We start from the raw sequence: 26,497 nt of genomic DNA, 5'->3' as shown, positions 1-26,497 counted from the left end.
CGGCTTTTGTTCATGAGTGCGGGGTGTGGGATGCGCGATCGACTGTTGGCTGCGGAGAAAGTGAAGGCCATCGATTGGCGTGATGGCGCCCTGTACCTGCTGGATCAGCGTATTTTGCCGTTCGAAGAAACCTGGATTGCCTACACCAGCGCGGCTGGCGTGGCCGAGGCCATTCGTTCGATGGTGGTGCGCGGTGCTCCGGCGATTGGTATCAGTGCGGCCTATGGCATCGTCTTGGCAGCCCGTGCCCGTCTGGCCGAAGGTGGCGACTGGTACGCGGCGCTGGAAGAGGACTTCATGCTGCTCGCCGATTCCCGCCCCACTGCAGTCAACCTGTTCTGGGCGCTGGGTCGCATGCACGACCGGCTCGATCGACTGAAAGAAAATGCCGATCCGCTGGTGGCGCTGGAGGCGGAGGCGATCGCCATTCATGAAAGTGATCGGGAGGCCAACCTGACCATGGCGCAACTGGGTGTGGATCTGATCCGCAAGCATCAGGGCAACGCCCAGGCGATCCTGACCCACTGCAACACTGGCGCGCTGGCCACCGGTGGTTTCGGCACGGCGCTGGGGGTGATTCGTGGTGCTTTCATTGAAGGCATGGTCGAGCGCGTCTATGTCGACGAAACCCGTCCATGGTTGCAGGGCTCGCGACTGACCGCGTGGGAGCTGGCCAACGAAGGCATTCCTGTGACCCTCAATGTCGATTCCGCGGCAGCGCATATCATGAAGACCAAAGGCCCTACCTGGGTCATCGTTGGCGCAGACCGGATCACCGCCAATGGTGACGTGGCGAACAAAATCGGCACCTATCAACTGGCGGTCAACGCCATGCATCACGGCGTGCGTTTCATGGTGGTGGCGCCGAGTTCGACCATCGACATGAACCTGGCCAGTGGCGACGACATCCCGATTGAAGAGCGTGATGGTCGCGAATTGCTGGAAGTGGGTGGCAAGCGGGTCGGGGCTGATGTCGAAGCGTTCAACCCGGTGTTCGACGTGACCCCGGCCGACTTGATCGATGCGATCGTTACAGAAAAAGGCATCGTCGAGCGCCCGGATACCGCGAAAATGGCGCAGTTGATGTGCCGCAAGCGCCTGCATTGATTTTCGGTTTCTGCCGAATTGCCATCGCGGGCAAGCCCGCTCCCACAAGTTTTGTTAGCGCAACAGGACCCTGTGGGAGCGGGCTTGCCCGCGATGAGGTCCTACAAAGCAATGAATAAGCCCAATTCAGTCTGAAATTCTTCAATCAATCAGGCTCTGAGCCTCTCAGATCCCCGTCAAGCCTGTCACCGGTCAACTAACTATGCTCCATGCGCATCTGGGGGATAGGTGCGTGGCGGCTCTTGTGATAACATCCGGCGGTTTCCAAGGTTGCCCCAAGGGGCGACCTTTACTGCGCAGATCCATGGCATAACTCGTTGATTTGTCGTAAGTCGGTGCATGGCACTCAGCCTGCAGCGGCGAGCTTCGTTCGTCCCATATGGATGTGACGAAGTTTCACCAGAAAAAGGAATCAGGCTTCTCATGGGCGAACTGGCCAAAGAAATCCTCCCGGTCAATATCGAAGACGAGCTGAAGCAGTCCTACCTCGACTACGCGATGAGCGTAATTGTCGGGCGGGCACTGCCGGATGCGCGCGATGGCTTGAAGCCCGTGCACCGGCGCGTGCTGTTCGCGATGAGCGAGCTGGGCAACGACTTCAACAAGCCGTACAAGAAATCTGCCCGTGTTGTCGGTGACGTGATCGGTAAGTATCACCCGCACGGTGATACCGCGGTGTACGACACCATCGTTCGGATGGCGCAGCCATTCTCCCTGCGCTACCTGCTGGTAGATGGCCAGGGCAACTTCGGTTCGGTGGACGGCGACAACGCCGCGGCCATGCGATACACCGAAGTGCGCATGACCAAGCTGGCGCACGAGCTGCTGGCTGACCTGCATAAAGAAACCGTGGACTGGGTGCCGAACTACGACGGCACCGAAATGATCCCGGCGGTCATGCCGACCCGTATTCCCAACCTGTTGGTCAACGGCTCCAGCGGTATCGCCGTGGGCATGGCAACCAACATTCCGCCGCACAACCTCGGTGAAGTCATCGACGGTTGCCTGGCACTCATCGACAACCCCGAGCTGACTGTCGACGAGCTGATGCAATACATCCCGGGTCCGGACTTCCCGACCGCTGCGATCATCAACGGTCGCGCCGGCATCATCGAAGCCTACCGCACCGGTCGCGGCCGCATTTACATGCGCGCCCGCTCGATGATCGAAGACATCGACAAGGTCGGTGGCCGTCAGCAGATCGTCATCACCGAACTCCCTTACCAGCTGAACAAGGCGCGTCTGATCGAGAAGATCGCCGAGCTGGTTAAAGAGAAGAAGCTCGAAGGCATCACCGAACTGCGCGATGAGTCCGACAAGGACGGTATGCGCGTCGTGATCGAGCTGCGTCGTGGCGAAGTGCCTGAGGTGATCCTCAACAACCTCTACGCCCAGACCCAGCTGCAAGCGGTGTTCGGTATCAACATCGTCGCGCTGATCGACGGCCGTCCACGGATCCTGAACCTCAAGGACCTGCTGGAAGCCTTCGTCCGTCACCGCCGCGAAGTCGTTACCCGCCGTACCGTGTTCGAACTGCGCAAGGCGCGCGAGCGTGGTCACATCCTTGAAGGTCAAGCGGTAGCCCTGTCGAACATCGACCCGGTCATCGCCCTGATCAAGGCCTCGCCAACCCCGTCGGAAGCCAAGGAAGCGCTGGTCAGCACGCCTTGGGAATCCTCCGCCGTGGTGGCAATGGTCGAGCGTGCCGGCGCCGATTCGTGCCGTCCGGAAAACCTCGATCCGCAATACGGTCTGCGCGAAGGCAAGTACTTCCTGTCGCCAGAGCAGGCGCAAGCCATTCTGGAGCTGCGTCTGCACCGCCTGACCGGTCTGGAACACGAAAAACTGCTGGCCGAGTATCAAGAGATCCTCAACCAGATCGGCGAGCTGATCCGCATCCTCAACAGCGCCACGCGCCTGATGGAAGTGATCCGCGAAGAGCTGGAAGTGATCCGCGCCGAATACGGCGATGTGCGTCGCACCGAGATTCTCGATGCCCGTCTCGACCTGACCCTGGGTGACATGATCCCGGAAGAAGAGCGCGTCGTGACCATTTCCCACGGTGGCTACGCCAAGACCCAGCCTCTGGCTGCGTACCAGGCCCAGCGTCGTGGCGGTAAAGGCAAGTCGGCGACCGGCGTCAAGGATGAGGACTACATCGCTCACCTGCTGGTTGCCAACAGTCACACCACGCTGCTGCTGTTCTCCAGCAAGGGCAAGGTGTACTGGCTGAAAACCTACGAAATCCCGGAAGCGTCCCGCGCTGCCCGTGGTCGTCCGCTGGTCAACCTGCTGCCGCTGGACAGTGATGAATACATCACCACCATGCTGCCGGTCGAGGAATACACCGAAGGTCACTTCATCTTCATGGCGACTGCCAAAGGCACCGTGAAGAAGACCCCGCTGGAATCCTTCAGCCGTCAGCGCAGCGTCGGTTTGATCGCGCTGGAGCTGGACGAAGGCGACGTATTGATCAGCGCGGCCATCACCGATGGCGAGCGTGAAGTCATGCTGTTCTCCGACGGCGGCAAAGTGACGCGCTTCAAGGAATCCGACGTTCGCGCCATGGGCCGTACCGCTCGCGGTGTGCGCGGCATGCGTCTGCCGGAAGGCCAGAAGCTGATTTCCATGCTGATCCCGGAAGAAGGCAGCGAGATCCTCACTGCTTCCGAGCGTGGCTACGGCAAGCGTACGGCGATCACCGAGTTCCCTGAGTACAAGCGGGGCGGTCAGGGCGTTATCGCCATGGTCAGCAACGAGCGTAACGGCCGTCTGGTCGGCGCGGTCCAGGTGCTTGATGGTGAGGAAATCATGTTGATTTCCGACCAGGGCACCCTGGTGCGTACTCGTGTCGACGAAGTCTCCAGCCTGGGTCGTAACACCCAGGGCGTGACCCTGATCAAACTGGCCAAGGATGAAACCCTGGTCGGCCTTGAGCGGGTTCAGGAGCCTTCGGAAGTCGAGGGCGAAGAGCTTGAAGGTGAAGAGAGTGTAGAGTTCGACGGTGAGGTCGTGATCGACGACGTCGTTGACTATCAGCAACTCGACGCCGCCGCTGACGAAGAGCCACAAGAGTAAGCGGACAAACAGGGGGCGGATGAAAATTCGCCCCCTTGTTGTTTGTCCCGCATGAATTGTTTGTGTAGGAGCTGCCGAAGGCTGCGATCTTTTGATCTTGCTTCTTCGGGTGAAGATCAAAAGATCGCAGCCTCGCTGGAGCTCGACAGCTCCTACAGGTCGAGCGATTCATGAGTTTCAGTTTCACGGATTCAAAGATTTATTGTGATACCACCAAATCAGAGCGAGATTGGATGTGAGCAAGAGAGCCTATAACTTCTGTGCCGGTCCTGCGGCGCTTCCTGAAGCTGTCCTGAAACGCGCCCAGGGCGAACTGCTTGATTGGCACGGCAAGGGCCTTTCGGTCATGGAAATGAGCCATCGCAGTGATGAGTTCGTGTCCATCGCCACCAAGGCAGAGCAGGATCTGCGTGATCTGCTGAATATCCCCTCGAACTATAAAGTGCTGTTTCTGCAAGGCGGCGCCAGCCAGCAATTTGCTCAGATTCCTCTGAACCTGTTGCCGGAAAACGGCTCGGCCGACTATATCGACACCGGTATCTGGTCGCAGAAAGCCATCGAAGAAGCTTCGCGCTACGGCCACGTCAACGTTGCCGCCACCGCCAAGCCTTACGACTATTTCGCCATTCCCGGCCAGAACGAATGGAAGCTGTCGAAAGACGCGGCCTACGTTCACTACGCGCCGAACGAAACCATCGGTGGCCTGGAATTCCAGTGGATCCCGGAAACCGGTGATGTGCCGTTGGTAGCCGACATGTCTTCGGACATCCTGTCGCGTCCGGTGGACGTTTCCCGTTTCGGCATGATCTACGCCGGCGCCCAGAAAAACATCGGCCCGAGCGGCATCGTGGTCAACATCGTCCGCGAAGACCTGCTGGGTCACGCCCGTTCCCTGTGCCCGACCATGCTCAACTACAAAGTCGCGGCCGATAACGGCTCGATGTACAACACGCCGCCAACCCTGGCCTGGTACCTGTCCGGCCTGGTGTTCGAGTGGCTGAAAGAGCAGGGCGGTGTCGAAGCCATTGGCAAGCTCAATGAAGTGAAGCAGCGCACACTGTACGATTTCATCGACGCCAGCGGCCTCTACAGCAACCCGATCAACAAGTCGGACCGCTCGTGGATGAACGTGCCGTTCCGTCTCGCTGACGATCGTCTGGACAAGCCGTTCCTGGCGGGCGCCGACGAGCGCGGCCTGCTGAACCTCAAGGGTCACCGTTCCGTGGGCGGCATGCGCGCCTCCATCTATAACGCCGTCGACATCGTTGCGGTCAACGCACTGATCTCGTACATGGCAGAGTTCGAGAAGGAACACGGCTAATGTCTGAGCAAGAACTCAAGGCACTGCGCGTTCGCATTGATGCTCTGGACACTAAAGTCCTGGAGCTGATCAGTGAGCGTGCGCGTTGCGCCCAGGAAGTCGCGCGAGTAAAGATGGCCTCGCTGGCCGAAGGCGAAGTGCCGGTGTTCTATCGTCCTGAGCGTGAAGCTCAGGTGCTCAAGCGTGTCATGGAGCGCAATCAGGGGCCGCTGGGCAACGAAGAGATGGCGCGGCTGTTTCGTGAAATCATGTCCTCGTGCCTCGCCCTTGAGCAGCCGCTGAAAGTGGCGTACCTCGGTCCTGAGGGTACGTTCACGCAAGCGGCGGCCATGAAGCACTTCGGCCACGCCGTGATCAGCAAGCCGATGGCGGCGATCGATGAAGTGTTCCGTGAAGTGGCGGCGGGTGCAGTGAACTTTGGCGTGGTTCCGGTGGAGAACTCCACCGAAGGCGCGGTCAACCACACCCTCGACAGCTTCCTCGAACACGACATGGTGATCTGCGGTGAAGTCGAGCTGCGTATCCACCATCACCTGTTGGTCGGTGAAAACACCAAGACCGACAGCATCAGCCGCATCTATTCCCACGCCCAGTCCCTGGCCCAGTGCCGCAAGTGGCTGGACGCCCACTACCCGAATGTCGAGCGCGTGGCGGTTTCCAGCAATGCCGAAGCGGCCAAGCGGGTAAAAGGCGAGTGGAACTCGGCGGCGATTGCCGGCGACATGGCGGCCGGCCTGTATGGCCTGACCCGACTGGCCGAGAAGATCGAGGATCGCCCGGACAACTCCACGCGCTTCCTCATGATCGGCAACCAGGAAGTACCGCCGACCGGCGACGACAAGACTTCGATCATTGTCTCCATGAGCAACAAGCCCGGTGCACTTCACGAGTTGCTGGTGCCGTTCCATGATAACGGCATCGATCTGACGCGCATCGAGACCCGTCCGTCGCGCAGCGGCAAATGGACCTACGTGTTCTTCATCGACTTTGTCGGCCACCACCGCGATCCGCTGGTAAAAGGTGTGCTGGAAAAGATCAGTCAGGAAGCAGTAGCACTCAAAGTGCTGGGTTCCTACCCGAAAGCAGTTCTCTAAGGGGCGGTAGCAAATGAGTGGCAATTTCCTCGCCCTGGCACAGCCAGGCGTGCAACAACTTTCGCCTTATGTTCCGGGCAAACCCGTGGACGAACTGGCGCGTGAGCTGAATCTCGATCCGGCCAGCATCGTCAAGCTGGCGAGCAACGAAAACCCGCTGGGCGCCAGCCCCAAGGCGCTGGCAGCCATCCGCGATGCATTGGCCGAGCTGACCCGTTATCCGGACGGCAACGGCTTTGCGCTCAAGTCCCTGTTGGCTGAGCAATGCCGCGTCGAGCTGAATCAGGTGACGCTGGGCAATGGCTCCAACGACATTCTGGAACTGGTTGCCCGCGCGTACCTGGCTCCAGGCTTGAATGCGGTGTTCAGTGAGCATGCGTTTGCGGTCTATCCGATCGTGACCCAGGCCGTTGGCGCCACGGCAAAAGTGATTCCGGCGAAGAACTGGGGTCATGACCTGCCAGCCATGCTGGCGGCGATCGATGCCGACACCCGCGTGGTGTTCATCGCCAACCCGAACAACCCGACCGGGACCTGGTTCGATACCGAGGCGCTGGACGAATTCCTCCAGGACGTGCCGGAGCACGTGCTGGTCGTGCTGGACGAGGCCTACATCGAGTACGCCGAAGGCAGCGATCTGCCGGATGGTCTGGACTTCCTCGCGGCTTATCCGAACTTGCTGGTATCGCGTACGTTCTCCAAGGCCTATGGCTTGGCGGCGTTGCGGGTCGGTTACGGCTTGTCCACCGCAGTGGTCGCCGATGTGCTGAACCGCGTGCGTCAACCGTTCAACGTCAACAGCCTGGCCTTGGCCGCTGCTTGCGCTGCGTTGCAAGACGCCGATTACCTGGCGGAAAGCCGTAGCCTGAACGAGGCGGGCATGCAGCAACTGGAAGCGGGTTTCCGCGAGCTGGGGCTGACCTGGATTCCTTCCAAAGGCAACTTTATCTGCGTCGATCTCGGTCAGGTTGCGGCTCCGGTGTTCCAGGGCTTGCTGCGCGAAGGCGTGATCGTGCGTCCGGTGGCCAACTACGGCATGCCGAACCATCTGCGTATCACCATCGGTTTGCCCGCGGAAAACAGTCGCTTCCTTGAGGCGCTGACCAAGGTTCTGGCTCGTGGTTGATGTCACTGCACTGCAATCTGCTGAACCTATGATCGGGCGCCTGGTGGTGGTTGGTCTGGGGTTGATCGGTGGTTCGTTCGCCAAGGGTTTGCGTGAAAGTGGCTTGTGCCGCGAAGTGGTCGGCGTTGATCTCGATCCGCAGTCGCGCAAACTGGCAGTTGAATTGGGTGTAGTGGATCGCTGCGAAGAAGACCTGGCGGCAGCTTGCCAGGGTGCCGACGTGATTCAGCTCGCTATCCCGATCCTTGCCATGGAAAAAATGCTGGGTCGATTGGCCGGCATGGATCTTGGGCAGGCGATTTTGACCGACGTCGGCAGCGCCAAGGGCAACGTGGTGCGCGCGGCCACCGAAGCGTTTGGCGGCATGCCGCCACGTTTCGTGCCGGGTCACCCGATTGCCGGTTCCGAGCAGAGCGGGGTGGAAGCCTCCAATGCCGAACTGTTCCGTCGCCATAAAGTGATTTTGACGCCACTGGATCAAACCGATCCGGCAGCCTTGGCAGTGGTCGACCGGTTGTGGCGTGAATTGGGCGCCGATGTCGAGCACATGCAGGTCGAACGTCACGACGAAGTGCTGGCGGCGACGAGCCATCTGCCGCACTTGCTGGCATTCGGTTTGGTCGACTCGTTGGCCAAGCGCAATGAAAATCTTGAGATCTTCCGTTACGCTGCGGGCGGTTTCCGCGATTTCACAAGAATCGCCGGAAGCGACCCGGTCATGTGGCACGACATCTTCCTCGCCAACCGCGAAGCTGTCCTGCGCACACTCGATACATTTCGCAGCGACCTCGACGCCTTGCGCGACGCGGTCGATGCAGGGGATGGGCACCAATTGTTGGGCGTTTTCACTCGCGCCCGGGTTGCCCGCGAGCATTTCAGTAAAATCCTGGCCCGTCGGGCCTATGTGGACGCTATGAATTCCAACGATCTGATTTTCCTGGCTCAACCTGGTGGCCGCCTGTCCGGTCGGATTCGCGTACCAGGTGACAAATCGATTTCCCACCGTTCGATCATGCTCGGCTCCCTGGCTGAAGGCGTTACCGAAGTGGAAGGTTTCCTCGAGGGCGAAGATGCCCTGGCAACCTTGCAGGCCTTTCGTGACATGGGTGTTGTGATCGAAGGTCCGCACCATGGTCGCGTGACCATTCACGGCGTCGGCCTGCATGGTCTGAAGCCTGCGCCGGGTCCGATCTATCTGGGCAACTCCGGTACTTCGATGCGTCTGCTGTCCGGCCTGCTGGCTGCGCAGAACTTCGACAGCACCCTGACCGGTGACGCTTCGCTGTCCAAGCGCCCGATGAATCGCGTGGCCAATCCACTGCGTGAAATGGGCGCCGTGATCGAAACCTCCGCCGAAGGCCGTCCACCGATGGTCATCCGCGGCGGCAACAAGCTCAAAGGCCTGACGTACACCATGCCGATGGCCAGTGCCCAGGTTAAGTCCTGCCTGTTGCTGGCGGGTCTGTATGCCGAAGGCAAGACCACCGTCACCGAACCTGCGCCGACCCGTGACCACACCGAACGCATGCTGCGCGGCTTCGGCTACCCGGTTACCGTCAACGGTGCAACCGCATCCGTCGAGTCCGGCAGCAAGCTGACCGCGACCCACATTGAAGTACCGGGCGATATCTCGTCGTCGGCGTTCTTCCTGGTGGCGGCTTCGATCGCTGAAGGCTCCGAGCTGGTGCTTGAACACGTCGGCATCAACCCGACCCGTACCGGCGTGATCGACATCCTGCGCCTGATGGGCGCCGACATCACCCTGGAAAACCAGCGTGAAGTGGGTGGCGAGCCGGTAGCTGACTTGCGCGTACGTGCAGCTAAACTCAAAGGTATCGAGATTCCCGAGGAGCTGGTTCCGCTGGCCATCGACGAATTCCCGGTACTGTTCGTCGCCGCCGCCTGCGCTGAAGGGCGTACCGTGCTGCGCGGTGCCGAAGAGTTGCGGGTCAAAGAGTCGGACCGTATTCAGGTCATGGCTGATGGCTTGCTGGCGCTGGGCGTCAAATGCGAACCGACTCCGGACGGCATCATTATTGATGGCGGCCAGATCGGCGGCGGCGAAGTGCACGGCCACGGCGATCACCGGATCTCCATGGCCTTCAGCGTTGCTTCGCTGTGCGCCACTGCGCCGATCCGCATCCATGATTGCGCCAACGTCGCGACGTCGTTCCCCAACTTCCTCGCGCTGTGCGCGCAGGTCGGCATCCGCGTCGCCCAAGAGGCTCAGTCGTGAAAAACATTGCACCGGTCATCACCATTGATGGGCCAAGCGGCTCCGGTAAGGGCACCGTCGCCGGAATTCTGGCCAAGCGCCTTGGCTGGAATCTGCTGGATTCCGGTGCGCTGTACCGTTTGCTGGCTTTCGCCGCGCATAACCATGGCGTCGACCTGACCAATGAAGAGCTGCTGAAAAAACTTGCCGCTCATCTGGATGTGCAATTCATTGCGGCGACCGAAGGTCAGTTGCAACGCATCATTCTGGAAGGTGACGAAGTCAGCGATGTCATCCGTACCGAAAGCGTTGGCTCGGGTGCGTCCCAAGTGGCTGCATTGCCCGCGGTGCGCGAGGCGCTGCTGCAACGCCAGCGTGCATTCCAGGAGGCGCCAGGCCTGGTGGCCGATGGTCGTGACATGGGTACGGTGGTTTTTCCGGATGCGCCGCTGAAGATTTTCCTCACTGCCAGTGCCGAGGAGCGTGCGCGCCGTCGCTACTTGCAGTTGAAGGGCAAAGTCGATGGTGTTAGTCTGTCGAGTCTGCTAGATGAGATACGTGCACGCGATGAGCGTGACACCCAGCGAGCGGTAGCCCCGCTCAAGCCGGCGGCTGACGCCATTCAGCTGGATTCCACGGAATTGTCCATCGACCAGGTGCTGGAACGCATCATGAGCGAGATCGCCATTCGCGATATCGCCGGGTGACCAAGAAGGCCGCAGGGGACCAGTCATAGTCCTGGGGTGCTTCTTCTAAATGAAACTAACCCACACCGTCTGGGGTGTGGAGATGGGCGTATTCTTCGCCCTCATCAACAGGAATTAAAATGAGCGAAAGCTTTGCGGAACTCTTTGAAGAAAGCCTAAAAACCCTGAATCTTCAGGCAGGCTCCATCATCACCGGTGTTATCGTTGATATCGATTACCAGGCTCGCTGGGTAACCGTTCACGCTGGCCTGAAGTCTGAAGCACTCATCCCGCTTGAGCAGTTCTACAACGACGCTGGCGATCTGACTATCAATGTCGGTGACGAAGTTCACGTTGCTCTGGACTCGGTAGAAGACGGCTTTGGCGAAACCAAGCTGTCCCGTGAAAAAGCCAAGCGCGCTGAATGCTGGATTGTTCTGGAAGCTGCCTTCGCAGCCGAAGAAGTGGTCAAGGGCGTTATCAACGGTAAGGTTAAAGGCGGCTTCACTGTCGACGTTAACGGCATCCGTGCGTTCCTGCCAGGTTCTCTGGTTGACGTCCGTCCAGTGCGCGACACCACGCACCTGGAAGGCAAAGAGCTGGAATTCAAGGTCATCAAGCTGGACCAGAAGCGCAACAACGTTGTCGTTTCCCGTCGTAGCGTCCTGGAAGCCGAGAACTCCGCCGAGCGCGAAGCTCTGCTGGAATCCCTGCAGGAAGGCCAACAAGTCAAAGGTATCGTCAAGAACCTCACCGATTACGGCGCATTCGTCGATCTGGGTGGCGTCGATGGCCTGCTGCACATTACCGACATGGCTTGGAAGCGTATCAAGCATCCTTCCGAAATCGTCAACGTTGGCGACGAGATCGATGTCAAGGTTCTGAAGTACGATCGCGAGCGCAATCGTGTTTCCCTGGGCCTGAAGCAACTGGGCGAAGATCCATGGGTTGCTATCAAAGCCCGTTACCCAGAAAGCACTCGCGTTACCGCACGTGTAACCAACCTGACCGACTACGGCTGCTTCGCTGAGCTGGAAGAAGGCGTTGAAGGCCTGGTACACGTTTCCGAAATGGACTGGACCAACAAGAACATCCACCCTTCGAAAGTCGTACAAGTCGGCGACGAAGTGGAAGTTATGGTTCTGGACATCGACGAAGAGCGTCGTCGTATCTCCCTCGGCATCAAGCAGTGCAAATCTAACCCATGGGAAGATTTCTCTGGCCAGTTCAACAAGGGCGATAAAATCTCCGGCACCATCAAGTCGATCACCGATTTCGGTATCTTCATTGGTCTGGACGGCGGCATCGACGGTCTGGTTCACCTGTCCGACATCTCCTGGAACGAAGTGGGCGAAGAGGCCGTACGCCGCTTCAAGAAAGGCGACGAGCTGGACACCGTTATCCTGTCGGTTGACCCAGAGCGCGAGCGCATCTCCCTGGGTATCAAGCAACTGGAAAGCGATCCGTTCTCCGAGTACGTTCAAGAGAACGACAAAGGCGCAATCGTTAAAGGCATCGTGAAAGAAGTTGACGCTAAAGGCGCCATCATCACTCTGGCCGACGATATCGAAGCGACTCTGAAAGCCTCCGAAATCAGCCGTGACCGCGTTGAAGACGCGCGCAACGTTCTGAAAGAAGGCCAGGAAGTAGAAGCCAAGATCATCAGCGTTGACCGCAAGAGCCGTGTAATCCAGCTCTCCATCAAGTCGAAAGACGATGCTGAAGAGAAAGAAGCAATCCAGAGCTTGAAAGACAAGCCTGCTGCTGACATCGCTGCTGGTCCTACCACTCTGGGCGACCTGTTGCGTGCACAAATGGAAAAGCAGAACTAAGTTCTGTCCGACCATAGAAAAAGGGCGACTTCGGTCGCCCTTTTTTGTGCCTGGAATTTAGTGGGATGGAGGCGTGGTTCGAGCGTCAGTGCTTGTCCGATGAAACCAAAGGCTTCGCCAGGCTGTCTCTTTCTTTAATCGGATCAATCGTTTATTTGTAGCTAGTCTTAGATCTAAAGTGAGTGGTGGTTGGGCAGGGTGCCTGGCATAAGGAGGTGAATGAACAAGCTCATTGTCGCTTTAGCAAGACTGACATTGGCGGGTTGTGGCACTAATGCCAGGACCCATGCGGTGCGTGGTGTCAGTGGTATTGAAATCGATTGTTCAGGAATTGGCTCTGGGTGGGAGAAGTGCCAGAAGCGAGCAGCCAAGGAATGTAAGGCGTCCGAGTACAAGGTTGTAGCAAGGTCTGATGATGCTAAAGATGAGGATGAATTTCCCTTTGGTTTCAACCCGGCAGGCTATCTGACGCGCACGATGCTGGTTATTTGTAGGTAAGAGATGAGTGTTGGCGAATGTCCTCCTGCGCCCTGGAGCAGGGCATTTCCTAAAGGGTGGAAGGATGTCAAAACTCGGACTGTTCAAAATCATCCGGGCGTGCTAAAACCTTTGAAGCGCTGATCTAGCTGCTTGAAAAAGAAGGGAAAAATATGACGAAGTCGGAGTTGATCGAACGAATTGTCACCCATCAAGGGCTGCTCTCATCCAAGGATGTGGAGCTGGCCATCAAGACCATGCTCGAACAAATGTCCCAATGCCTGGCCACCGGTGATCGCATCGAGATTCGTGGGTTCGGCAGCTTCTCCTTGCACTACCGCGCACCGCGTGTTGGTCGCAATCCAAAAACCGGCCAGTCCGTCAGCCTCGACGGTAAGTTCGTACCGCACTTTAAGCCGGGTAAAGAATTGCGTGATCGTGTGAACGAGGATGAGGAGGAAGGGCTTTGACTATCGCCGATCATCAAGGTGTAGCTCATGCGTAATCTCAAGCGAGTGCTTCTTGGGGTCTTCGTGCTTGTACTGGTACTGGCGATTCTCGCGTTCGTTCTCGAAAATCAACAATCGGTTTCTCTGTCGTTTCTCGGTTGGGCCGGGCCGCAATTGCCAGTTTCTCTGGTGATGGTTCTCGCGCTATTGATCGGTATGGTGATCGGGCCGATACTTGGCTGGTTTCTGGGGCGCTCGTCCAGGGTTTCACGCAAGCGTCTTGTTTGATTGTGATTAAAGCGGGGCGCAAATTGAATTTGCACCTAGGCTCGTCCGCATCCATTAGTAAAACTGTCATTAAGCTGTAAAATGCTGCGCTTATCCGATAACGGCATATTCCTGCATCGGTTCCGAATGACTGTCAGAAGTCACAGCTGACTTTATGGCGTTTGCATTCACGGATTGGACAGTGCTCGGTTGGCGGTCCTGTCAGTAACTAAAGGGTATGGTTTAGCGTGAAAATTCTAGTAACCGGCGGCGCCGGGTTTATCGGCTCGGCAGTCATCCGTCATATCATCTCCGACACTACCGATGCTGTCGTTAACGTCGATAAGCTGACTTACGCCGGTAACCTTGAGTCATTGGCCGAAGTTAGTCAGAACTCGCGTTACATATTCGAACGCGTCGATATCTGCGACCGCAGTCAAGTCGACCGCGTCCTGCGTGAGCACCAGCCGGATGCGATCATGCACCTAGCCGCAGAGTCCCATGTCGACCGCTCAATTTCTGGTCCGTCTGAATTCATCCAGACCAACATCATCGGCACTTATACCTTGCTCGAAGCTGCGCGACACTATTGGGCTGCGCTGGACGATGCGCGTAAAGCCAACTTCCGCTTTCACCATATTTCGACTGACGAAGTTTACGGAGACCTTGAAGGTCCGGAAGACCTCTTCACCGAAACCACGCCGTATCAGCCAAGTTCACCATACTCCGCCAGCAAGGCCAGTTCCGATCACCTGGTTCGCGCATGGAGCCGTACTTACGGCCTGCCGATGTTGGTTACCAACTGCTCGAACAACTACGGCCCATGCCACTTCCCTGAGAAGTTGATCCCGCTGATCATTCTCAATGCACTGGAAGGCAATCCACTGCCGGTCTACGGCAAAGGCAACCAGGTCCGCGACTGGCTCTACGTCGAAGACCACGCCCGCGCACTGTACAAAGTCGTGACCGAAGGTGTGATCGGCGAGACGTATAACATCGGTGGCCATAACGAAAAGCAAAACATCGAAGTAGTGCATACCCTGTGTGCACTGCTCGACGAACTTCGTCCCGATTCTGCTCACCGCCCACATGCCAGCCTGATCACCTACGTTCAGGATCGCCCAGGGCACGACCAGCGTTACGCGATTGACGCAAGCAAAATCCAGCGTGAACTGGGTTGGACGCCGGAAGAAACGTTTGAAACCGGTATCCGCAAAACGGTCGAGTGGTACCTCAACAACACTGAATGGGTCGCTCACGTGAAGAGCGGTAGCTACCAGCAGTGGATCGATCAGAACTACACAGATCGCTCGAGCAAGGAATGAAAATACTTCTGCTCGGAAAGAACGGCCAGGTAGGCTGGGAGCTGCAGCGTTCCCTCGCGCCGCTTGGCGAGTTAATCGCCCTTGATCGCCATGCGGTCGATTGCTTGTGCGGTGACCTGTCTAATCTCGACTCGTTGCGCGCGACCATTCGAAGGGTCATGCCCGACATTATCGTCAACGCTGCTGCCTATACCGCAGTTGACAAGGCTGAGTCTGAAGCTGAGCTGGCTGAATGTGTGAACGGTCATGCCTGCCATGTGATGGCTGAGGAGGCCGCGTCTATAGATGCCTGGCTGATTCATTACTCGACCGACTACGTCTTCAGTGGCCATGGTTCGGCACCCTGGAAGGAGACCGATGCGGTTGCGCCCTTGAGCCAATATGGCATCAGTAAAGTGGCTGGCGAACGCGCGATTCTCTCGTCCGGTTGCAAGCACCTAATCTTTCGCACAAGTTGGGCTTATGGCACTCGTGGCCATAACTTCGCCAAGACCATGCTGCGCCTGGCCCAGGGGCGACAAACCTTGGACGTAGTCGCCGACCAGATAGGGGCTCCAACCGGCGCTGACCTCATTGCTGATGTCACTGCGTTGGCGATCCAGCAGGTTTTGCAGCGGCCGGAACTGGCGGGTCTTTATCATTTGACGGCGAGCGGCGAAGTGTCGTGGCACGGTTATGCCAGCTATGTAGTCGATTTCGCTCAAGCGAATGGCGTGCAGCTCGCGGTTACGGCGATCAATCCTATAGAAACCAGCGCTTATCCATCAGCGGCACGTCGTCCTCTGAATTCGCGACTGTGTACTCAGAAACTGCGTGACAATTTTTGTCTACACTTGCCGGGTTGGCAAAGTGGTGTAACCCGAATGCTTAGGGAAGTTTTGAATAAATGACGACGATAAATCGCAAAGGCATCATCCTCGCTGGCGGCTCAGGCACTCGTTTGCATCCGTTGACTCTTGGCGTGTCTAAACAGATGCTGCCGATTTACGACAAGCCGATGATCTTTTATCCGTTGTCAGTGCTGATGCTGGCGGGAATGCGGGAGATTCTGATCATCTCCACGCCTGACGACTTGCCAAACTTTCGTAAACTGCTGGGGGATGGCAGTCTGTATGGCATCAAGCTGTCCTACGCTGAACAGCCAAGCCCGGATGGCCTGGCACAGGCTTTCATAATCGGTGAGGAGTTCATTGGTGACGATCCGTGCTGTCTGATTCTGGGCGACAACATCTTCTATGGTCAATACTTCACGGACCACTTGCGTTCCGCCAATAGTCAAACACAAGGTGCAACCGTATTTGGCTATCACGTTTCAGATCCAGAGCGTTTTGGTGTTATTGAATTTGACGAAACCGGTCGGGCTCTGAGCATCGAAGAAAAGCCGCTGAAGCCCAAGTCCAATTATGCGGTGACCGGTTTGTACTTTTATGACAACCAGGTTGTCGAGATCGCCAAGAGCATCAAGCCTTCCGAGCGCGGTGAGCTGGAAATCACCGACGTAAACCGTGTTTATCTTGAGCAGAAGGCCCTTAAAGTCGAAATGCTTCGACGCGGATTTGCTTGGCTGGATACAGGGACTCACGACTCGCTGCTTGAGGCTAGTCATTTCGTGCATACCATCGAGAAGCGCCAAGGCTTGAAGGTAGCTTGCCTGGAAGAGATTGCGTACAACAGCGGTTGGATCTCCGCAGCTGAACTGTCCGCACAGGCTCGACGCCTAGGAAAAACTGGTTATGGTCAATACTTGGGAAAGCTTTTGGATGCCCTTGGCCATTGATTTGATCGATGCTGGAGAATGATGTTATTTTGATGGCGCGCACTTGTTTGTTATCAAAAGATTTTTTATCGTCGGTCGACGCATGAGTTATTAATTCGCGGTACTACCTTGTAGAATGACCGACAGAATTATCTGATCCCGTTACGCATTGCATCTCAATCTAAATTGACCCGCTTTTCCTTTTAAAGGAAGGGCGCCATTGTTGAGATTACCGCCCAGAAAAAGCGTTAGGAGGGAGGAAGATCCGATAAGTGGTAGAGGCGTCAATTCGGGAAGGCTCCAGGCACAATAGCCGATGGGTTCGGATCGAAGTCTAGCTGTCACCGTTGCAATCGCTTCAAGCAAAGTATTTGCATTGATAACGATGCGACAATGACCGGAAACATAACTGAGCCCCACTTTCTGGACGTATCTGCCAGAGGGGGATTAAGGATTTAGAGCATGGAACTGATTCCCGTAATTTTGTCTGGCGGAGTGGGCAGCCGGTTGTGGCCTGTTTCTCGTGAAGCCCATCCAAAGCCGTTTATGGAACTGCCAGATGGCCAGAATCTGATCCAGAAAACCTTCCTTCGTGCTTCGCGTCTGGAAGGTGTTGTGGAAGTTCTAACGGTGACCAACCGGGAACTCCTGTTCAAGACTGAAGACGAGTACGGCGCAGTCAATACAACCAAGCACGCTCAAAGCTTCATCCTGGAACCTTTCGGACGCAATACGGCTGCAGCCGTTGCTGCCGCTGCGCTTCAGCTGGAAACCACGCACGGTCCCGACGCCCAAATGCTGGTGCTGGCGGCTGACCATCTGATCAAAGACGAAAAAGCGTTTGCCGCAGCCGTAGCTAGCGCCATGACGCTAGCCTCAGAAGGCTGGCTGGTCACCTTCGGTATCCAGCCGACGTACCCTGAAACAGGGTTTGGTTACATCGAAGCGCAAAAAGATGCCCCGTTGAAAGGCGGCTTGAAAGTGGCGCGCTTTGTCGAGAAACCTAATCTTGAAACCGCTCAAAACTATGTCAGTGCAGGCAACTACTATTGGAACTCCGGGATGTTCTGCTTCCGCGTGGGGACTGTTCTAGAAGAACTTCGCCAGCACGCTCCGGACGTAGTAGAAGCGGTCAGCAATACAATTGAAGCATCGCGCCTTTCTTCATCCGCCAAATACCGCTGCCTCGCGCTTGATGCCGATGCCTTCGCAGAGGTGCCGGACATCTCGATCGACTACGCGTTGATGGAGCGATCCTCCAAAGTAGCGACCGTCCCATGCGACATCGGCTGGAGTGACATCGGTTCCTGGAACGCTGTTAGTGAGCTGACGGAGCCTGATGAGAACGGCAACCGCTTTGAAGGCGAAGTGCTATCCCATGGCTCGCGTAATAACTACGTCAACAGCGAAGGTCGACTCACTGCGCTGGTGGGGGTCGAGAACCTTCTGGTCATCGACACTCCGGACGCGGTGATGATCGCTCACAAGGACCACGCCCAAGACGTAAAACATATCGTCAATCAGCTCAAGGCCTGCAGCCACACTGTTCATTTGCTGCACCGCACAGTGCATCGCCCGTGGGGCACTTACACCACGCTGGAAAACGGCGAGCGTTTCAAGATCAAACGGATTGTGGTCAAGCCTAAGGCGTCCCTGTCCCTGCAAATGCACCACCACCGAAGCGAACACTGGATCGTCGTCAGCGGCATGGCAGTGGTGGTCAACGATCAGCAAGAACTGATGTTGAACACCAACGAGTCCACCTTTATTCGGGCCGGCCATCAACACCGTTTGATGAACCCGGGTGTAATCGATCTGGTGCTGATCGAAGTGCAGAGCGGTGATTACCTAGGTGAAGATGACATCGTGCGTTTCGAAGACAACTACGGTCGCGTCGACAAGTAACGACACTGAACCCGATGCGAGCCCCGCGCCTTGCGGGGGCAGCGCGCCAGTGGCATCAGGCCCTGGCGATCCATTCTTGCCGTTGCCGCCTCAGGGCAGCATCGGACATTTCAGTTAGTGAGCAGAATGTATCCTCCTATCGTGACGCAATGCTTCAAGGCCTATGACATTCGTGGCCAAGTTCCCGCTCAACTCAACGAAGACATCGCCTACCGCATAGGCCGTTCACTCGTTACCGAGTTGCAAGGGAAAACCTTCGTGGTCGGCCAGGACATGAGACTCGAAAGCCCTCCCTTGGCGGTAGCGCTGATGCGCGGCATCACTGAGGCGGGTGCCAATGTGATCGACATCGGACTTTGCGGCACTGAGGAAGTCTACTTCGCCACCAGTCACTACAAAGTCGATGGCGGCGTGATGATCACCGCCAGCCACAACCCCAAAGGCTACAACGGCATGAAGCTGGTCAAGGCCGAGTCCCGCCCTATCAGCGGGGATACCGGTCTGGATGCCATCCGTTTACGCGTCGACCAAGGCGATCTGGGATCTGCCGCAGTGGTGAAAGGTGAGATTCGTCAAGCCTTCGACAAGGCCGCCTACATCGATCATTTGCTCACGTACGTCGACGTTAACGCCTTGAACCCCCTAAAAATCCTTGCCGACCCGGGTAATGGCGCTGCGGGCCCCGTGCTGCACGCATTGGCTGCGTGCTTGCCGTTGCAGTGGGTGTTCATTAATGAACTACCTGATGGGCATTTCCCGAACGGTGTACCTAACCCGCTGCTGCCGGAAAACCGTGAACTGACTCGTCAGGCGTTGTTGGCGAACCAGTGCGACATGGGCCTAGCCTGGGATGGTGACTTCGATCGTTGTTTCTTCTTCGATGCAGACGGTCGGTTCATCGAGGGTTACTACCTTGTCGGTCTACTGGCCGAGGTGCTGCTCAAGCAACATCCTGGCAGCAAGATCATCCATGACCCACGGTTGACCTGGAACACCATCGAGCAGGTAGAGCAGGCGGGCGGTATCGCCGTTCAAAGCAAAACCGGGCATGCGTTTATCAAGGAACGCATGCGCGAGGAAGATGCGGTGTATGGCGGCGAAATGAGCGCTCACCACTACTTCCGGGATTTCGCGTATTGCGACAGTGGGATGATTCCGTGGTTGTTGGTGGCTGCGTTGTTGTCCGAAACCGGTAAAACCCTTGCACAGTTGGTCGACGAACGAATAGAGGCCTTTCCTTGCAGTGGGGAGATTAACTATCGTGTGACGGATGTGAACGAGACCTTAAGAAAGGTGCTGGGACACTTCCTGCCGAGCAACCCGCTTATCGATGAAACAGACGGGATCAGCCTTGAGTTTGGCGATTGGCGCTTCAGCCTGCGAGGATCCAATACGGAACCATTGCTACGGCTGAATGTAGAGAGTCGCGCGAATGAAGAACTTGTTGTGCGCTATGTGGGGGAAATTGCCGGTTTGATCCGGGGATAAGTACGTTCAGTATGATGAAGGGGTATGGAGCGATGGAATCTCTGAAAAAGACTTCTATCCCTGGTGAAATGTCCGCTCGTCTAAGCGGAAACTATATAGTGCATCTCAAAGAAATCCACCGAGGGTTTGGTCTGGATTCTCATCTCTGGTAGCGCAACCGTATCGTTTACCGGAGACCTTGAGACTTAGCTGTAAATCGCACGATTCAGAATCGCCAAGAGTGAAGCAACCTGGCTTCACTTTTACCAGGAGTCAGGAATGTTGGAGCTGTTCAAAAGCCTTTGGGATTACCGGGGATTCGTTTTTTCGTCCGTCCATAATGAATTTTCTGCCCGTTTTGCTCGTAGCCGTTTAGGCGGCCTGTGGATGATCATCAATCCTCTGGCCCAGGTCGCTATTTATGCTCTGGTGCTCTCCAATGTGCTGGCAGCAAAGCTGCCCGGGATCGATAACAAGTACGCGTACGCCCTCTACTTGATGGCGGGCATGCTGGCATGGAGCCTGTTTTCGGAGATCATCGGGCGCTGCTTGACCTTGTTCATCGACCAAGGCAACCTCATGAAAAAAATGCGCTTTCCGCGTATTACCTTGCCGGTAATTGTCGTGGGATCGAGCCTGCTCAATTATGTGTTGCTGTTTGTCGCGCTGTTGGCGGTTTTTGCTCTGCTGGGTCAATGGCCGAGCCTTCAAATGCTATGGCTCATTCCGTTGACGGTTGCAGTCACTGCTCTGGCTGTTGGCATTGGCTTAATTCTCGGCGTACTGAACGTCTTCATTCGGGACGTAGGCCAAGTGGTACCCATCTTGCTGCAAGTCTGGTTCTGGTTCACCCCTGTGGTTTACCCGATCAATATTATTCCTGAAAATTTCAGAAGCTACATGGATATGAACCCCATGTTCCCGATCGTCAGCGCTTACCATAACATTTTGGTATACGCTAAAACCCCCGATATCCAGCAAATTGTTGTGACCACTGTAATTGCCTTGGGCTTGATGCTGTTAGGGCTTTTTATGTTCCGCCGCGCCGCGCCGGAAATGGTGGACGTGTTATGAGCCTGCTGACTGTAAATAACCTAGGCAAGGCTTATCGGGTCTACGCCTCTGAACTTCAGCGCATTGGCCGTTGGTTTGGGCTGCCTACCAAGCCTAGTGAAGAGCATTGGGTGCTCAAGCACATAAACTTTTCCATTACCCCGGGAGAAGCCATCGGTATCGTTGGCCAAAACGGTGCGGGAAAATCTACGCTGCTGAAGATGATTACCGGAACCTTGCAACCCACGGAGGGCAGCGTTCAGGTTAACGGTCGTATCGCTGCCATTCTTGAGTTGGGCATGGGTTTTACTCCTGATTTGACCGGTCGCCAGAACGTTTTCCACGCTGCTGGCTTGATGGGTTTCAGCGCTGAGAAAATCCGTGATGTCATTGATGATATCGAGGCTTTCGCCGAAATCGGCTCATATTTCGACGAACCCGTGCGCACCTATTCAAGTGGCATGCAAATGCGTGTGGCCTTTTCCGTCGCCACTGCAATTCGTCCTGAAATTCTGATCGTGGATGAAGCGCTTTCGGTAGGTGACAGTTACTTCCAGCACAAAAGCTTTGATCGTATTCGCGAATTTCAAGCGAAGGGCACCACGCTACTTATCGTTTCCCATGACCGTGGCTCGATCCAGGCGCTGTGCAATCGCGCGATTCTGCTTGAAAAAGGCACTGTCTTAAAAGACGGTAAGCCCGAAGAAGTCATGGACTACTACAACGCTTTGATCGCCGAAAAAGAGAACTCAACGGTGCAACTCCGTGAACTGGAAGACGGCTCTATACAGACCCGATCCGGAACTGGAGAAGCGAATGTGGAATCTGTCACTTTGCACAACGCTGCAGGCGACCCTATCGAGTATGTGTCAGTCGGAGAAAACGTTTCCTTGCGTATCAGCACAAGGATCAACAGTGCAATTCCAGAATTGGTCGTTGGTTATCTCATCAAGGACCGGCTGGGGCAGCCAGTCTTTGGCACCAATAGTCATCATTTGGGATGTAAAATCGACAGTCTGGAAGCGGGTGAAACGGTGAGTTATTCGTTCACTTTTGCAGCGAATCTCGGCGTAGGGTCCTACTCCGTCGCCGTCGCATTGCACACAGCGGACAGTCATTTATCACGTAATTATGAATGGGTGGATTTAACGCTCGTGTTCAACGTAGTCAATATTTCTCAAAGTGTGTTTGTCGGGCTGGCCTGGATGCCGCCGAGTGTGGAGTGCAGCCGATGAGCATTCCGTTCTACCGAGCTTTTGAAGACCGTTATCGCGGTTCGCGTGAGTTGATCCATGAGCGGCAGCAAATCTATGTGCCTTTTCTTGAACCTATCATGCAGCTTTATCCGAAGTGCGGAGCACTTGATTTGGGGTGCGGTCGCGGGGAATGGCTGGGGATATTGGTTGAGACTGGCTTCAAACCACTCGGTGTTGATCTAGACACCGGCATGCTTGAGGCTTGCCATGCGTTGGGATTACCGGCTGAGAAGGGTGATGCGCTGGAAATGCTGAAAAGCTTGCCGGATGAAAGCCTGGCCCTAGTCTCAGGTTTCCATATCGCCGAACACATTCCCTTTGATGATTTGAAAGTACTGGTTGCTGAAACGCTGCGCGTACTCAAGCCTGCCGGATTGCTCATCCTGGAAACCCCGAATGCGGAAAATCTGGTGGTAGGCACTCAGACTTTCTATCTAGACCCCACTCATGAGCGCCCAATCCCGCATCTACTCTTGAGCTTCTTGACTGAGTATTCCGGATTTAACCGCTCCAAGCTGCTGCGACTACAAGAGTCAGCTGCGCTTGCTGAAGGTGGGCCCGTTGACCTTATGAGTGTCTTGCATGGCGTCAGTCCGGACTACGCAATTATCGCGCAAAAACAAGGAGCCCCTGAACAGATGGAAAAGTTCGACGCTGTCTTTGCTCAAGATTACGGATTGTCGCTTGAGACGCTGGCTCGTCGTTATGACGCTCAGCTTTCGCATCAAATGGAGCGGAGTGACGCCGTTACCGTAGAACTGCGTGAACAACTGAATCAGATTCAGGGTGAACTACAGGAGCTCAAGGCTTATCTGAAAAAATCGGTAAAAAATGAGCTCCATTGGCAGAGTCAGGCCAATGCCAATGAAGTGCAGATAGCGGCTCTCGTGGACAGCACGTCCTGGCGTTATTACGCGCAGTTTGCGAGTTGGATAGAGCAGAGTGGCGCAACTACCGCTGAGCTGCGTGCGCAACTGAATAATCTTCAGGGGGGGGTACAGGAACTCACCGCTGGTCTGAGTGAATCGTTAAAAAATGAGCACCATTGGCGGAGTCAGGCCATAGCCAATGAAGCTCAGATAGCGGCTCTCATGAACAGCACATCCTGGCGGATCACCTCGCCTTTACGTACTTCAAAGTCTCTGTTCAGTTGGGCCATAAGACTTCCCTTGCGCTTGGCCAAACGCGTCATACGTTCGTTGTTGTTCCGCTCGATACGCTTTGTCTTGAATCGGCCCGGTCTGCAGCTGCGCATCAATAATAAGATCAAGTCATACCCGAGGCTGTTTGGGTTTATGAGGCAATTCGCCATGCGCCATGGATGCATACAGAGCGCCCCGGTAGAGACGTCCGAGGATAGTATCCTGACTGCAAGCCCCCGGGTGGCCCGTATTTATCGCGAACTGAAGCTGGCATTTGAGCAAAAGGAAAACCGCTGATGCGTATTGTTATTGACCTGCAAGGCGCCCAGTCTGAAAGTCGCTATCGAGGCATCGGTCGTTATTCTCTTTCGCTGGCGCTGGCAATGGCGCGCAACCCTGGCGGCCATGAAATATGGTTGGCGTTGAACAGCCGCATGCCAGAAAGTATTCCCGATATCATGGCCGCTTTTTCAGGTCTGATACCCGAGAGCCGAATCCGTATCTATGATGTACCTGATGATGCAAGCCTGAGCCCATGGTTGGCCCGCGCTTCTGAGGTTGTCCGCGAAACTTTTCTAAGTAGTCTTGAGCCGGACGCAGTTGTGGTTAGTAGTTTGTTCGAAGGCTATAGGGCTAACGCCGTTACTTCGATTGGAGCAATCCCTGTAAAATACCAGACTGCGGTGGTCCTGTACGACCTGATTCCGTTTATGAACAAGGAGGTTTACCTCCCAACACTCGAGCTTCAGGATTACTACTACCGCAAAATTGACTGGTTGAAAAACGCGGATACGCTGTTGGCAATTTCTGATTCATCACGTCAGGAAGCCGTCACCTATCTAGATATAGACCGGGCCAAAATAGCGAACATATCGGCTGCCATTGGCGACCAGTTTGTTTGCGAAAAGCTGGACTTGGACAAGAATCAGATAGTAATGGACCGCTTTGGGATAAAAAGCGGGTTCATCTTGTACGCACCGGGAGGTTTTGATCCTCGGAAAAATTTCGGTCGGCTTCTCGAGGCGTACAGCAAGCTCCCTGACTCCCTAAAAGATAAGCATCAACTGGTCATCGTAAGCAAGCTGCAGCCTCAGCAAAGAATGGAGCTACTCGCTCTTGCGAAAAAATATTCGGTGAAACCCACTGAGCTGGTCCTGACCGGTTATGTGAATGACGGTGATCTAGTCACTTTGTACTCGCTGACCAAGCTATTTGTCTTCCCGTCTACTCACGAAGGTTTCGGCCTTCCAGTGCTCGAAGCGATGGCGTGTGGTGCGGCGGTAATTGGTTCGAACTGCAGCAGCATTCCGGAAGTTATTGGATTTGCGGACGCCTTATTTGATCCACTTTCGGCTCAGTCCATCACAGAGAAGATATTCGAAGCGCTGGAAAATCAAGTATTTCGTGCTCAGTTGATTGCAAATGCCGCCGAGCAACTCACGAAGTTTTCCTGGGACGAGTCTGCCAAAAAGGCCATTGCGGCGTTAGAACGAGGGGCATGTCCTTCCGCTGTAGATGCACCTGGTTATTCAAGCGCTACATTGCAACAACGCCTAGTTTCGCTCTCAGAGAATCAGCCTGACGATAACGAGTTATTCAAGGTGGCGAAAAGTATTGCCTTTAACTTTGCAAACCTTGATGAAGAAAAGCAACTTCTGCTTGATGTCTCGTGCATTGTTCACAGTGATGCAAAGTCAGGCATTCAGCGAGTTGTGCGAAGTCTCCTACATGAGTTTTTGAGCGCACCGCCAGCGGGTCTGAGCGTGCGTCCGGTTTATTATGCTGATGGTAAATATTATTACGCCAATAACTTCGCCTCACGCATCCATGCTCAGTTCCCTGAAACGATAGATGCCGAGATTGACTACGCGCAGCACGATATTTATTTATCCCTGGATTTGAATATGCATTTGACCAGTCAGCTTTATCCGCTGCACTGCCAAATGCGGCTTATGGGTGTGCAGGTTAATTACATCGTATATGACCTGTTACTCTTCCATCGCCCTGACTGGTGGCCTGAGCCAAATGCCGAGTTCTTTAACGACTGGCTGCATAAGATCAGTATGGTTGCAAGTAACCTGATCTGCATTTCAGGCGCAGTGGCTGGGGAAATGGAGGCGTGGCTGTCGTTCAACGCGGACAGGTGTGGGGGCAACAAACCAGCGGTTAAAAGTTTCCATTTGGGGGCTGATATCAATAACAGTCTGCCATCCCTGGGGCTGCCCGAGGATGCACAGGCGCTGTTGAGTCATTTGTCTGACAGGCCAAGTTTTTTGATGGTCAGCACCATTGAGCCTCGTAAGGGTCATGCTCAAACACTAGCTGCATTCGAAACGCTGTGGGAAGAAGGTCATCAAATCAATCTGGTCATCGTCGGCAAGAGGGGCTGGCTGGTTGACGACCTAGTGGCGCGTCTGAACACCCATCCAGCAAAAGGAAAGACACTTTTTTGGCTGGAGGGCATCAGTGACGAGTATTTGGAAAAAATCTATTCAGCAGCGACCTGCCTGATCGCAGCGTCAGAAGGTGAAGGCTTTGGTCTTCCGTTGATCGAAGCGGCTCAACATCATCTGCCGATGATCGTTCGCGACCTTCCGGTTTTCCGGGAAATTGCAGGCGAACATGCGTTTTATTTCGAAGGGATGTCCGGGGTAGATCTAGCGCGATTCATTAGGACCTGGCTGCAGTTATTCGAACGCGGTGAGCATCCGGAGTCGCTGACAATGCCTTGGCTGACGTGGGAAGAAAGTGCCAAGCAATTACAAGCTGTGCTGATATAAAGCAGCTGCCCCCCTGCTAAAAACCTGACGTATTCACTGGAATCTCCTTGGAGATTCCAGTGAGGTTGGTGTTAGGGTGGCATATTGCCCTGCGTGCTCTATTCACTTGATGTATTGCAGGCGGCGTGGGGCAGCGCTTACTGTGGTGCTTTGGCATTAGC

General features: G+C 55.6%; 20 protein-coding genes. All 20 read left to right on the top strand.

Going from position 1 to position 26,497, the window contains the following annotated elements; translation table 11 throughout:
• The first annotated feature begins 30 nt into the window (after window positions 1-30).
• Window positions 31-1,107: an S-methyl-5-thioribose-1-phosphate isomerase gene (gene mtnA, locus NL64_RS26500; protein WP_034151025.1), complete on the top strand. Its 1,077-nt coding sequence runs from the start codon at window positions 31-33 to the stop codon at window positions 1,105-1,107.
• Between the two features lie 423 nt (window positions 1,108-1,530).
• Complete coding sequence (gyrA, locus tag NL64_RS26495) at window positions 1,531-4,185, top strand: DNA gyrase subunit A (protein WP_034151024.1); 2,655 nt, start codon at window positions 1,531-1,533, stop codon at window positions 4,183-4,185.
• A gap of 235 nt (window positions 4,186-4,420) precedes the next feature.
• Complete coding sequence (gene serC / locus NL64_RS26490) at window positions 4,421-5,506, top strand: 3-phosphoserine/phosphohydroxythreonine transaminase (RefSeq protein WP_034151023.1); 1,086 nt, start codon at window positions 4,421-4,423, stop codon at window positions 5,504-5,506.
• Entirely contained in the window at window positions 5,506-6,600 is a 1,095-nt protein-coding gene (gene pheA, locus NL64_RS26485; RefSeq protein ID WP_027620100.1) for a prephenate dehydratase, read from the top strand. The genes serC and pheA overlap by 1 nt, the downstream gene beginning before the upstream one ends.
• 13 nt (window positions 6,601-6,613) lie before the next feature.
• Window positions 6,614-7,726 (top strand): histidinol-phosphate transaminase, encoded by a 1,113-nt coding sequence (hisC, locus tag NL64_RS26480; RefSeq protein ID WP_034151022.1) that lies wholly within the window; start codon window positions 6,614-6,616, stop codon window positions 7,724-7,726.
• Window positions 7,727-7,754: 28 nt separating this feature from the next.
• Window positions 7,755-9,962, top strand: a complete 2,208-nt coding sequence (locus tag NL64_RS26475) for a bifunctional prephenate dehydrogenase/3-phosphoshikimate 1-carboxyvinyltransferase (protein WP_034151074.1) — start codon at window positions 7,755-7,757, stop codon at window positions 9,960-9,962.
• On the top strand, window positions 9,959-10,648 hold the full coding sequence (gene cmk / locus NL64_RS26470) for a (d)CMP kinase (protein WP_034151021.1): 690 nt from the start codon (window positions 9,959-9,961) through the stop codon (window positions 10,646-10,648). The genes NL64_RS26475 and cmk overlap by 4 nt, the downstream gene beginning before the upstream one ends.
• A gap of 119 nt (window positions 10,649-10,767) precedes the next feature.
• The gene (rpsA, locus tag NL64_RS26465; RefSeq protein WP_034151020.1) at window positions 10,768-12,459 is read left to right on the top strand and encodes a 30S ribosomal protein S1; all 1,692 of its coding nucleotides are present in this window, start codon (window positions 10,768-10,770) and stop codon (window positions 12,457-12,459) included.
• Window positions 12,460-12,678: 219 nt separating this feature from the next.
• Window positions 12,679-12,957: a hypothetical protein gene (locus NL64_RS26460; protein WP_034151019.1), complete on the top strand. Its 279-nt coding sequence runs from the start codon at window positions 12,679-12,681 to the stop codon at window positions 12,955-12,957.
• A gap of 152 nt (window positions 12,958-13,109) precedes the next feature.
• A complete protein-coding gene (ihfB, locus tag NL64_RS26455; RefSeq protein ID WP_003369729.1) occupies window positions 13,110-13,406 on the top strand; it encodes an integration host factor subunit beta in 297 nt (98 codons plus the stop codon).
• 27 nt (window positions 13,407-13,433) lie between these two features.
• Window positions 13,434-13,673 carry a LapA family protein gene (locus NL64_RS26450; protein WP_034151018.1) on the top strand — a complete coding sequence of 80 codons (240 nt, stop codon included), beginning with the start codon at window positions 13,434-13,436 and terminating at the stop codon, window positions 13,671-13,673.
• Between the two features lie 227 nt (window positions 13,674-13,900).
• On the top strand, window positions 13,901-14,977 hold the full coding sequence (rfbB, locus tag NL64_RS26445) for a dTDP-glucose 4,6-dehydratase (RefSeq protein ID WP_034151017.1): 1,077 nt from the start codon (window positions 13,901-13,903) through the stop codon (window positions 14,975-14,977).
• Entirely contained in the window at window positions 14,974-15,867 is an 894-nt protein-coding gene (gene rfbD / locus NL64_RS26440; protein WP_034151016.1) for a dTDP-4-dehydrorhamnose reductase, read from the top strand. The genes rfbB and rfbD overlap by 4 nt, the downstream gene beginning before the upstream one ends.
• Window positions 15,864-16,754: a glucose-1-phosphate thymidylyltransferase RfbA gene (gene rfbA, locus NL64_RS26435; protein ID WP_034151015.1), complete on the top strand. Its 891-nt coding sequence runs from the start codon at window positions 15,864-15,866 to the stop codon at window positions 16,752-16,754. Before rfbD ends, rfbA begins: the two co-directional genes overlap by 4 nt.
• Window positions 16,755-17,195: 441 nt before the next feature.
• Window positions 17,196-18,638, top strand: a complete 1,443-nt coding sequence (locus NL64_RS26430; protein WP_034151014.1) for a mannose-1-phosphate guanylyltransferase/mannose-6-phosphate isomerase — start codon at window positions 17,196-17,198, stop codon at window positions 18,636-18,638.
• Between the two features lie 126 nt (window positions 18,639-18,764).
• On the top strand, window positions 18,765-20,126 hold the full coding sequence (locus NL64_RS26425) for a phosphomannomutase/phosphoglucomutase (protein WP_034151013.1): 1,362 nt from the start codon (window positions 18,765-18,767) through the stop codon (window positions 20,124-20,126).
• Window positions 20,127-20,384: 258 nt separating this feature from the next.
• Entirely contained in the window at window positions 20,385-21,179 is a 795-nt protein-coding gene (locus NL64_RS26420; protein WP_034151012.1) for an ABC transporter permease, read from the top strand.
• Window positions 21,176-22,393: an ABC transporter ATP-binding protein gene (locus NL64_RS26415; RefSeq protein WP_034151011.1), complete on the top strand. Its 1,218-nt coding sequence runs from the start codon at window positions 21,176-21,178 to the stop codon at window positions 22,391-22,393. The genes NL64_RS26420 and NL64_RS26415 overlap by 4 nt, the downstream gene beginning before the upstream one ends.
• Window positions 22,390-23,853, top strand: coding sequence for a class I SAM-dependent methyltransferase (locus NL64_RS26410; protein WP_034151010.1), 1,464 nt, complete (start codon window positions 22,390-22,392; stop codon window positions 23,851-23,853). Before NL64_RS26415 ends, NL64_RS26410 begins: the two co-directional genes overlap by 4 nt.
• Window positions 23,853-26,336, top strand: a complete 2,484-nt coding sequence (locus NL64_RS26405; RefSeq protein ID WP_034151009.1) for a glycosyltransferase family 4 protein — start codon at window positions 23,853-23,855, stop codon at window positions 26,334-26,336. Before NL64_RS26410 ends, NL64_RS26405 begins: the two co-directional genes overlap by 1 nt.
• Window positions 26,337-26,497 lie beyond the last annotated feature (161 nt).

It is taken from the genome of Pseudomonas fluorescens, assembly GCF_000802965.1.
Taxonomy (GTDB): domain Bacteria; phylum Pseudomonadota; class Gammaproteobacteria; order Pseudomonadales; family Pseudomonadaceae; genus Aquipseudomonas; species Aquipseudomonas fluorescens_A.
The sequence above is the reverse complement of the archived record's forward strand: the minus strand, read 5'-3'. Positions and strand labels throughout refer to the sequence as shown.

Bases quoted from the DNA above. Each gene is read 5' to 3' on its own strand.
- mtnA (WP_034151025.1), top strand. From the start codon at position 31: ATGCGCGATCGACTGTTGGCTGCGGAGAAAGTGAAGGCCATCGATTGG.
- rfbD (WP_034151016.1), top strand. From the start codon at position 14,974: ATGAAAATACTTCTGCTCGGAAAGAACGGCCAGGTAGGCTGGGAGCTG.
- NL64_RS26430 (WP_034151014.1), top strand. From the start codon at position 17,196: ATGGAACTGATTCCCGTAATTTTGTCTGGCGGAGTGGGCAGCCGGTTG.
- NL64_RS26420 (WP_034151012.1), top strand. From the start codon at position 20,385: ATGTTGGAGCTGTTCAAAAGCCTTTGGGATTACCGGGGATTCGTTTTT.
- NL64_RS26405 (WP_034151009.1), top strand. From the start codon at position 23,853: ATGCGTATTGTTATTGACCTGCAAGGCGCCCAGTCTGAAAGTCGCTAT.
- gyrA (WP_034151024.1), top strand. From the start codon at position 1,531: ATGGGCGAACTGGCCAAAGAAATCCTCCCGGTCAATATCGAAGACGAG.
- ihfB (WP_003369729.1), top strand. From the start codon at position 13,110: ATGACGAAGTCGGAGTTGATCGAACGAATTGTCACCCATCAAGGGCTG.
- NL64_RS26415 (WP_034151011.1), top strand. From the start codon at position 21,176: ATGAGCCTGCTGACTGTAAATAACCTAGGCAAGGCTTATCGGGTCTAC.
- rpsA (WP_034151020.1), top strand. From the start codon at position 10,768: ATGAGCGAAAGCTTTGCGGAACTCTTTGAAGAAAGCCTAAAAACCCTG.
- NL64_RS26425 (WP_034151013.1), top strand. From the start codon at position 18,765: ATGTATCCTCCTATCGTGACGCAATGCTTCAAGGCCTATGACATTCGT.
- NL64_RS26410 (WP_034151010.1), top strand. From the start codon at position 22,390: ATGAGCATTCCGTTCTACCGAGCTTTTGAAGACCGTTATCGCGGTTCG.
- NL64_RS26475 (WP_034151074.1), top strand. From the start codon at position 7,755: ATGATCGGGCGCCTGGTGGTGGTTGGTCTGGGGTTGATCGGTGGTTCG.
- hisC (WP_034151022.1), top strand. From the start codon at position 6,614: ATGAGTGGCAATTTCCTCGCCCTGGCACAGCCAGGCGTGCAACAACTT.
- pheA (WP_027620100.1), top strand. From the start codon at position 5,506: ATGTCTGAGCAAGAACTCAAGGCACTGCGCGTTCGCATTGATGCTCTG.
- NL64_RS26460 (WP_034151019.1), top strand. From the start codon at position 12,679: ATGAACAAGCTCATTGTCGCTTTAGCAAGACTGACATTGGCGGGTTGT.
- rfbA (WP_034151015.1), top strand. From the start codon at position 15,864: ATGACGACGATAAATCGCAAAGGCATCATCCTCGCTGGCGGCTCAGGC.
- NL64_RS26450 (WP_034151018.1), top strand. From the start codon at position 13,434: ATGCGTAATCTCAAGCGAGTGCTTCTTGGGGTCTTCGTGCTTGTACTG.